At 55.4% G+C, this 7,451-nt stretch carries 6 protein-coding genes and 1 pseudogene; 6 read left to right on the forward strand and 1 reads right to left on the reverse strand.

Going from position 1 to position 7,451, the window contains the following annotated elements; translation table 11 throughout:
- Positions 1-66: 66 nt before the first annotated feature.
- The 5 genes from der to HMPREF9538_RS10425 all read left to right on the forward strand — a co-directional run bounded on the left by der (position 67) and on the right by HMPREF9538_RS10425 (position 4,836).
- Positions 67-1,545: a ribosome biogenesis GTPase Der gene (gene der, locus HMPREF9538_RS10450; RefSeq protein ID WP_004144309.1), complete on the forward strand. Its 1,479-nt coding sequence runs from the start codon at positions 67-69 to the stop codon at positions 1,543-1,545.
- A gap of 366 nt (positions 1,546-1,911) precedes the next feature.
- Positions 1,912-2,604, forward strand: coding sequence for a hypothetical protein (locus HMPREF9538_RS10440; protein ID WP_009485464.1), 693 nt, complete (start codon positions 1,912-1,914; stop codon positions 2,602-2,604).
- A gap of 221 nt (positions 2,605-2,825) precedes the next feature.
- Positions 2,826-3,305, forward strand: coding sequence for an Hcp family type VI secretion system effector (locus HMPREF9538_RS0127945; protein WP_020317242.1), 480 nt, complete (start codon positions 2,826-2,828; stop codon positions 3,303-3,305).
- 183 nt (positions 3,306-3,488) lie between these two features.
- The gene (locus tag HMPREF9538_RS10430; protein ID WP_009485466.1) at positions 3,489-4,568 is read left to right on the forward strand and encodes a Gfo/Idh/MocA family oxidoreductase; all 1,080 of its coding nucleotides are present in this window, start codon (positions 3,489-3,491) and stop codon (positions 4,566-4,568) included.
- 49 nt (positions 4,569-4,617) lie between these two features.
- The gene (locus HMPREF9538_RS10425; protein ID WP_004144303.1) at positions 4,618-4,836 is read left to right on the forward strand and encodes a zinc ribbon domain-containing protein; all 219 of its coding nucleotides are present in this window, start codon (positions 4,618-4,620) and stop codon (positions 4,834-4,836) included.
- On the opposite strand, the gene xseA is transcribed toward HMPREF9538_RS10425, so the two are convergent.
- Complete coding sequence (gene xseA / locus HMPREF9538_RS10420) at positions 4,820-6,211, reverse strand: exodeoxyribonuclease VII large subunit (protein WP_004149333.1); 1,392 nt, start codon at positions 6,209-6,211, stop codon at positions 4,820-4,822. The genes HMPREF9538_RS10425 and xseA overlap by 17 nt on opposite strands.
- A gap of 158 nt (positions 6,212-6,369) precedes the next feature.
- Between xseA and guaB the strand changes: the two are divergent.
- Positions 6,370-7,451, forward strand: a pseudogene (gene guaB / locus HMPREF9538_RS10415) (IMP dehydrogenase); the annotation flags it as partial.

A 7,451-nucleotide genomic window follows, 5' to 3' on the forward strand; every position in this document is an offset into this window, starting at 1 on the left:
GTGTTTTGACTTTTTTAAAAACGTCGTTAAGACGATGTTGCTTAGTGATTGTATGAGGCATTTAACATGATACCTGTGGTCGCGCTTGTCGGGCGCCCTAACGTTGGAAAATCCACGCTCTTTAACCGCCTGACGCGCACTCGTGATGCGCTGGTTGCGGATTTCCCGGGGCTGACTCGTGACCGTAAGTACGGTCGGGCCGAAGTCGAAGGCCGCGAATTCATCTGTATCGATACCGGTGGTATTGATGGTACGGAAGAGGGCGTGGAAACCCGGATGGCGGAGCAGTCGCTGCTGGCAATCGAAGAGGCCGATGTGGTGCTGTTTATGGTCGATGCGCGCGCGGGCCTGATGCCGGCGGACATCGCGATCGCTAAACACCTGCGCTCTCGTGAAAAGCCCACCTTCCTGGTGGCTAACAAAACCGACGGCATCGACGTCGACCAGGCAATGGCGGACTTCTGGTCGCTCGGTCTGGGCGATATCTATCCGATTGCCGCTTCGCACGGCCGCGGCGTGACCAGCCTGCTGGAGCAGGCCCTGCTGCCATGGGTCGATGAGGTTAATCCGCAGGAAGAAGTGGATGAAGACGCCGAATACTGGGCGAAATTCGAAGCCGAGCAGAATGGCGAAGCGGAAGAAGAGCCGGAAGACGACTTCAATCCGCAGGATCTGCCGATCAAGCTGGCGATTGTCGGACGTCCTAATGTCGGTAAATCAACCCTCACCAATCGCATCCTCGGTGAAGATCGCGTGGTGGTTTACGATATGCCGGGCACCACCCGTGACAGCATTTATATCCCGATGCAGCGTGACGAGCGCGAATACGTGCTCATCGATACCGCCGGGGTGCGCAAGCGCGGGAAAATTACCGACGTAGTGGAAAAGTTCTCGGTGATCAAAACGCTGCAGGCGATTGAAGACGCCAACGTCGTGCTGCTGGTGATCGATGCTCGCGAAGGGATCTCCGACCAGGACCTCTCGCTGCTGGGCTTTATTCTTAACAGCGGCCGTTCGCTGGTGATCGTCGTTAACAAGTGGGATGGCCTGAGTCAGGAAGTGAAGGAGCAGGTGAAGGAGACCCTCGACTATCGTCTGGGCTTTATCGACTTTGCCCGGGTGCACTTCATCTCCGCCCTGCACGGCAGCGGCGTCGGCAACCTGTTTGAATCGGTACGCGAAGCCTACGACAGCGCTACGCGCCGCGTAAGCACCGCGATGCTGACCCGGATCATGAACATGGCGGCGGAAGATCATCAGCCACCGCTGGTGCGTGGCCGTCGCGTGAAGCTGAAATACGCCCACGCCGGGGGCTACAACCCGCCTATCGTGGTGATCCACGGTAACCAGGTCAAGGATCTGCCGGATTCCTACAAGCGCTATCTGATGAACTACTTCCGTAAATCCCTGGACGTGATGGGCACGCCGATCCGTATCCAGTTCAAGGAAGGGGAAAACCCGTTCGCTAACAAGCGTAACACCCTGACGCCGAACCAGATGCGTAAACGTAAGCGCTTGATCAAGCACATCAAGAAAAGCAAATAAGCTATCAGCAAGATTTACCCACCAACATGAATCCTTCAAAGCCCGCTCTGCCGGGCTTTTTTATTAAGGCCGATTGTAGCGACGCAACAACGCGCATGATTGGCATGTATATCTGCACGTATCCTATGAGATTTCTCATTTGCCAGCTTCGCTTGCTCAAGCAATTGTTTGAGTACGCTATGATAATATATACGCAGAAAGTTATCGCAATGATACGAGAGAAAACGCATCTGGATATATCGGAGAAAATCCACGGTGTCGCTCTTCTGTAATATGGGAGAAACTGGAGAGTCTACTTTATGGCTGAGTATTGTGGTAAATTGCGGTTCTTCCCAGGATGGGGAAATTAATCGGCAAGGAGCGATTATGTATTACAGCAATGTTGTCATCAGCTATTTACAGGCCAATAAAATTCTCGCAATGAAACTTGATCGCGCTGTTTCAGGCATAGAACAACGGGTTTCCGGTCAGGTTAAAACAATAGGTGCTGGCGTTACTCGAATCCTATATTATACATCCTGTTTTACTGATGAGTATCAGGATGTATGTAAAAAGCAGAAGAATGAGGATGTTAGATTTGCTAAAGGTATCTACCATCTTTTACAGCGTAAGAATATTGTATATGAAATGCTGAAAATATATTTTGAAGAGATATTTAAGCACAAAACAACAGAGCAGTTAGAGCATATTAAAAGAATTCTGATGGCTGTTAACATTCATATCGCTGCAGACTCTCTAACCAAATCTGGATTTGTTTTAGCTACGGCTACCTGTGTTTCGGTAGGCATGAAACTAAGCCTTGATATGGGAGCGATTGCTGGGCGTTCTGCGGGGGTCGCCGTTACAGTGGCTGGCATGTATGGCGTTGTGCAGAGGGCTGCAGATAGCGCTGAGCGTCTCCGAATCTGTTATCCTGCATTCTTTTCTATACTATACGAACAAGAACTTGAAATGATGTATTTCCTGGTGGCGCCATTATTTGAACATGCCGACGCTTTTAAAGCCCAATGGGCTTCAGAGGCAGAGCTCGCTAATATCATCGAAAGAATGATTAGGTAGTGATGATGTCATTTATTAAAAGAGCGCTTTTGTGGTTGTTCCAGCAATTAATTTCGCTGTATGCCCCGCCACTTTGCATTGTCATATTTGCAGTGGTTTTTTTTCAAATTTTTCCTGAGGGGCCGGTTTGGCCTGTTGGTATATTCGCTGTACTTATGATTATTATCTTTGGGCGCTATGTGAAATGGTAATTCTAACGTTATTTATGATAAGGAAATTGTATGTCTACTCCCGCACATTTATGGCTTGAAGATGAAAACGGTTCGCCGATCATTGGAAGCTGCATGATGCCAACGCGTCTTGGATCTATTGAGTTAAAATCATTCTCTCATGGTATTACTATTCCAGTTGATCCAAGCTGGGGAAAACTGACAGGTACGCGAATACATCGTCCTGTGTCGATAGTGAAGGAATTCGATCAGACAACACCGCTTTTGTATCGTGCCGTGTGTGAGGGGCGCCCGATGAAGAAGGCGATTATAAAGATGTATCGCATTCTGGAGGCGGGCATTGAGGCCGAGTATTTCAATATCATCCTGGAGAACGTCAAAGTCACTACGGTTGCGCCGTATTTATCACCTACTGGTATGAGCAGTACCCACCTGGAAACGCTCGAGATGCGTTACGAGGCGATCACCTGGAAATACATGGACGGAAATATTTACTACCGCGACTCATGGAATGACCGTTGTTGTGCATGACTCCATTATTCTCACGCAAAAAATGCCAGGTATCTCGTAGTAGGTACAATTTTATACATCAATTCAAAGTTGAAATTCATATTGGTGGGTTTTTGTGGCCGCCATGCCGGTAAATGTCAAAACCTTCCGCCATAATCCCGCGATACTTCGCCGGGAACAGAGCGGCTCAAAGGTGGACTTACTATGCAGATTGGTTTTATCGGCCTCGGCGCGGTGGTGGAAACCGCCTATTTACCGGCGCTGCGTCGCCTGGGGGACGTCATCGACCGCTGCCAGGGCTATGACCTGGACTGCAGCAGAGCGCTGCCGGGGATCCAGCGCTGTAGTTCGCTGTCGGCGCTGCTGGCCGAACCCCTGGATACGCTCTTCATTACCACCTCATCACTTCAGCATCTGCCCGTACTGGAGAGGGCGTTAGCCAGCGGCATTTCCCGCATCGTGGTGGAAAAGCCGATCGTGGCCAACCTTGAGCAGGCCGCCCGGCTGCGGGCGCTGCTGGCGCCGCCTGAGCAGGCCGCGCGGGTGCTGGCTCTTGACCACTGGATGGCGCGAGGCGTTGCGCTGAACGCTCCTGGCCCGCGGTGGCGAGCGGAAGGGGAGGCCAGCCGCCTGCCTCCGCCGCATCTGTCAGCGCAGGATATCGTCTGGCTCGAAGGCTATTTACAGGAGCCAAGCGGCTTTAACAGCGCTGGTGAGCCGGTCGCACTCAATTTTGCCACCGGGGAGCTGGATACCCGGCAGCTGCGTCACCCTGATGGGGTGATCCTCGATATCGGTACCCATGTCCTGGCGATGCTCCGCGAAACCCTGCACGCCAGCGGAAGCGATACGGCGCTGAGCCTTTCCCTTCGGGTGGCGAAAGACCGCCTCGGCCATGACATTGCTCCTGGGGATACGAGCACTGCCGAGGGGGAGGCGCATCTGCAGGGAACCCTGGGCACTATCCCGCTCAATATCTGGCTCAACAAATACGCGGGTCCCGCGGGCGGGCAAAAGGGAATGCGGATAGGACTGCGGGACGGGCGAATAATTACCCTCGATCGCGCCCCTGAGGGCGAAGTGGTGACGCTACAGGACGGCGAGCGGGTGCAGCGCTGGACCCGGCCCGGGGCGATCTATACGCACTGTCTTGATGAGCAGATCCTCGGCGCGGATAATCTGTTTATCCGGGCGCCGGACAGCGTGGCCGGGCTAACGCAGCGTAGGCTTGAGGAAGTGGAATGGCTGCTCAGGTTGCAGCAGCAATTACGCGGCCCGCATTAAACCCGGAACATGATAAAATAGGTGCAGATAAACGTTGAAAGGAATGGTTATGGAACTTGATTGCCCTCTGTGCCACGCGCCGTTAGATGTCAAAGGCAGTAGCGCGCATTGCGCCCAGTGCGAAAGGGTATTTACCCTTGAGGCCCGCTGCCCGGAATGCCACCAGCCGCTGGAGGTGCTGAAGGCGTGCGGCGCAGTGGATTACTTTTGCCAGCATGGGCATGGCCTTATCTCGAAAAAACGGGTGGAATTTATTCCGCTGGTTTAGTGGGCGAAGGCTTTCTGGCCCGCGTTTTTTTCACCGGCGCGATCTGCTTCACTTCGCTTTCGACCCAGCCGTCTTTCAGGCGGGTGGTGAGCAGATCGCCGGTTTTGACCTGTTTTGTCTGCTTCAGCACCGTACCGTCGCTCACCGAGGTGACGCTGTAGCCCCGCGCCAGGGTGGCTAAGGGGCTCACCGCCTCCAGATGGGTCACCGCGTTGCCAAACCGTTCACGTCGCTCGCTGAGGCGGCCACGCATAATTTCCGCCAGCCGGTATTCCAGCTGCTGGATCCGCGACTGCGCGCGGTGGATCCGCGGCTGCGGGTTGTAGTGATTCAGACGCTGAACGGTGCGCTTTTGCCGCTGTTCTGCGCGCTTAAGCTGTGACTCCACGGCGATACGCATCCGCTGGCGCAGGCGTTCCAGGGCGGTCTGCTGGCGGGCCAAGCGCAGCTGTGGATGCTGTTGCTGCAGGCGATGGAACAGCTGGGTAAATCGGCGCTGGCGACTGGCGAGGAAATAGTCCATCGCCATTTCCAGCCGCTGCTGTCCGGACTGCAGCTGGCGCAGCAGCTCCTGCTGGTTGCGGCTGACGATTTCCGCGGCGGCTGAGGGAGTCGGTGCCCGCAGGTCGGCAACAAAATCAGCGATCGTGACGTCGGTTTCATGGCCGACGGCGCTGACGATAGGGATTTGGCTGGCGAAAATAGCCCGCGCCACCCGCTCATCGTTAAAACTCCACAGATCCTCCAGCGAACCGCCGCCGCGTCCGACAATCAGTACGTCACACTCCTGGCGCGCGTTGGCCAGCGCGATGGCGCGCACAATCTGCCCGGGGGCGTCGTCACCCTGGACCGCGGTTGGGTAGATGATCACCGGCAGCCCGGGATCGCGGCGCCTGAGGACATGGAGAATATCGTGCAGCGCGGCACCGGTTTTCGAGGTGATGACGCCGACGCAGTGGGCGGGAGAGGGGAGCGCCTGCTTATGTTTTTGCTCGAACAGTCCTTCCGCCGTTAACTGCGCTTTCAGCTGCTCATACTTCTGCTGCAGCAACCCTTCGCCGGCGGGCTGCATGCTTTCGACGATAATCTGGTAGTCGCCGCGCGGCTCATACAGCGTGATGTTGGCGCGAACCAGCACCTGCTGCCCGTGCTGCGGGCGGAACGTGACCCGGCGGTTGCTGTTGCGGAACATCGCGCAGCGCACCTGGGCGTTATCGTCTTTTAAGGTGAAGTACCAGTGGCCGGAGGAGGGCTGGCTGAAGTTAGAGATCTCGCCGCTGATCCAAACCTGGCCCATTTCGCGCTCAAGCAGCAGACGCACCGTCTGATTGAGGCGGCTTACGGTAAAAATTGCGGGGGATTGAGAGGGTAACATGTGAGCAAGATCAAACTTTAAATCAGCAGGTTATTCAGTCGATAGTAACGCGCTCAGAGGGGATGGCAAGTATTATTTGCAAAAAAGGGTAGATGCAATCGGTTACGCTCTGTATAATGCCACGGCAATATTTATCCACCCTGGTCGAGATATTGCCCATGCTACGTATCGCTAAAGAAGCCCTGACGTTTGACGACGTCCTCCTCGTTCCCGCTCATTCTACCGTTCTGCCGAATACTGCCGATCTCAGCACTCAGCTGACGAAAACCATTCGTCTGAATATTCCTATGCTCTCCGCAGCCATGGATACCGTAACGGAAGCGCGTCTGGCTATTGCCCTGGCACAGGAAGGCGGCATCGGCTTTATTCACAAAAACATGTCCATCGAGCGCCAGGCGGAAGAAGTTCGTCGCGTGAAGAAACATGAGTCCGGCGTGGTCACCGACCCGCAGACTGTTCTGCCGACGACCACTCTGCGTGAAGTGAAAGAGCTGACCGAGCGCAACGGTTTCGCCGGCTACCCGGTGGTTACCGAAGAAAACGAGCTGGTTGGCATCATCACCGGCCGCGACGTGCGTTTCGTCACCGATCTGAACCAGCCGGTCAGCGTCTACATGACGCCGAAAGAGCGTCTGGTCACCGTTCGTGAAGGCGAAAGCCGTGAAGTGGTATTCGCTAAGATGCACGAAAAACGCGTTGAGAAAGCGCTGGTCGTGGATGAGAGCTTCCACCTGCGCGGCATGATCACCGTCAAAGACTTCCAGAAAGCAGAACGTAAACCGAACGCCTGTAAAGATGAGCAGGGCCGTCTGCGCGTAGGCGCGGCGGTCGGCGCTGGTGCCGGAAACGAAGAGCGCGTAGACGCGTTGGTAGCGGCAGGCGTTGACGTTCTGCTGATCGACTCCTCGCACGGTCACTCAGAAGGCGTTCTGCAGCGTATCCGTGAAACGCGCGCGAAATATCCTGACCTGCAGATCATCGGCGGCAACGTTGCCACTGGCGCAGGCGCACGCGCGCTGGCGGAAGCCGGCTGCAGCGCGGTGAAAGTGGGCATCGGCCCGGGCTCCATCTGTACTACCCGTATCGTCACCGGCGTGGGTGTGCCGCAGATCACTGCTGTTTCCGACGCGGTGGAAGCGCTGGAAGGGACCGGTATTCCGGTTATCGCTGACGGCGGTATCCGTTTCTCCGGCGATATCGCCAAAGCGATCGCCCCCCGGGGGGGGGGGGGGGGGGGGGG

This window comes from Klebsiella sp. MS 92-3, from assembly GCF_000195655.1.
Lineage (GTDB): Bacteria > Pseudomonadota > Gammaproteobacteria > Enterobacterales > Enterobacteriaceae > Klebsiella > Klebsiella pneumoniae.